This is a genomic window from Halorubrum ejinorense (assembly GCF_039522565.1).
Lineage (GTDB): Archaea > Halobacteriota > Halobacteria > Halobacteriales > Haloferacaceae > Halorubrum > Halorubrum ejinorense.
In genome coordinates, this window is sequence record NZ_BAAADQ010000017.1 from 1 (window position 1) to 1849 (window position 1849).

The following is a 1849-nucleotide window of genomic DNA, read 5'->3' on the forward strand; positions in this document are numbered from 1 at the left end:
GTCGTACGAGTTCATACTCGTGGCGAATAGCTCAGTAACACGTGGCCAAACTACCCTTCGGAGCTCCATACCCTCGGGAAACTGAGGCTAATAGAGCATACCACACCACCACTGGAATGAGTAGTGTGTCAAACGCTCCGGCGCCGAAGGATGTGGCTGCGGCCGATTAGGTAGACGGTGGGGTAACGGCCCACCGTGCCAATAATCGGTATGGGTCATGAGAGTGAGAACCCAGAGACGGAATCTGAGACAAGATTCCGGGCCCTACGGGGCGCAGCAGGCGCGAAACCTTTACACTGCACGACAGTGCGATAGGGGGATCCCAAGTGCACAGGCATAGCGCCTGTGCTTTTCGGTACCCTAAGGCGGTACCAGAATAAGGGCTGGGCAAGACCGGTGCCAGCCGCCGCGGTAATACCGGCAGCCCAAGTGATGGCCGATCTTATTGGGCCTAAAGCGTCCGTAGCTGGCCGCGCAAGTCCATCGGGAAATCCACCTGCTCAACAGGTGGGCGCCCGGTAGAAACTGCGTGGCTTGGGACCGGAAGGCGCGACGGGTACGTCCGGGGTAGGAGTGAAATCCCGTAATCCTGGACGGACCGCCGATGGCGAAAGCACGTCGCGAGAACGGATCCGACAGTGAGGGACGAAAGCTAGGGTCTCGAACCGGATTAGATACCCGGGTAGTCCTAGCCGTAAACAATGTCTGCTAGGTGTGGCTCCCACTACGAGTGGGTGCTGTGCCGTAGGGAAGCCGCTAAGCAGACCGCCTGGGAAGTACGTCCGCAAGGATGAAACTTAAAGGAATTGGCGGGGGAGCACTACAACCGGAGGAGCCTGCGGTTTAATTGGACTCAACGCCGGACATCTCACCAGCATCGACTGTAATAATGACGATCAGGTTGATGACCTTATCCGAGTTTCAGAGAGGAGGTGCATGGCCGCCGTCAGCTCGTACCGTGAGGCGTCCTGTTAAGTCAGGCAACGAGCGAGACCCGCATCCTTACTTGCCAGCAGTACCGCGAGGTAGCTGGGGACAGTAGGGAGACCGCCGTGGCTAACACGGAGGAAGGAACGGGCAACGGTAGGTCAGTATGCCCCGAATGTGCTGGGCAACACGCGGGCTACAATGGTCGAGACAAAGGGTTCCAACTCCGAAAGGAGACGGTAATCTCAGAAACTCGATCGTAGTTCGGATTGTGGGCTGCAACTCGCCCACATGAAGCTGGATTCGGTAGTAATCGCGTGTCACAAGCGCGCGGTGAATACGTCCCTGCTCCTTGCACACACCGCCCGTCAAAGCACCCGAGTGAGGTCCGGATGAGGCGCGTCACACGCGTCGAATCTGGGCTTCGCAAGGGGGCTTAAGTCGTAACAAGGTAGCCGTAGGGGAATCTGCGGCTGGATCACCTCCACCGACCCGAGACTCCCGCTCCGCGGGAGCTCACCTTACGACCGTCTCCACAGACGGTCACTACTCATTCGCATTGGCCTGTGTACCGTCCGCCCACCCGCCGGCTTGGACACCTTAGAACGACCACGGTTCACACACACACGCGAGACACCAAACCTTCCCAAACGGGAAGGTGGGCTCATAGCTCAGCGGTAGAGTGCCTCCCTTGCAAGGAGGATGCCCTGGGTTCGAATCCCAGTGAGTCCATGTCCGTTCGGTCCGAATCCGTCCCCTTATATGGGAGACGCGACTCGGACAGAACACGACGACCGATGCACCATCCCGGGAAACCGCGGATGGGAAGGGTTCGACGAACGCCCCGTCACACCCGGTGGCGATTCAATGACAACCGTGTATACGTGCGATCCAGACGTCCACTGAACTCATCCGAGTTCGT

The 1849-nt window shown here is 58.6% G+C and carries 1 tRNA gene and 1 rRNA gene; both read left to right on the forward strand.

What is annotated here, in order from left to right:
* Nucleotides 1-1414, forward strand: a 16S ribosomal RNA gene (locus tag ABDZ89_RS16945); the annotation flags it as partial.
* Nucleotides 1415-1587: 173 nt separating this feature from the next.
* Nucleotides 1588-1659: transfer RNA gene (locus tag ABDZ89_RS16950), tRNA-Ala, on the forward strand.
* Nucleotides 1660-1849 lie beyond the last annotated feature (190 nt).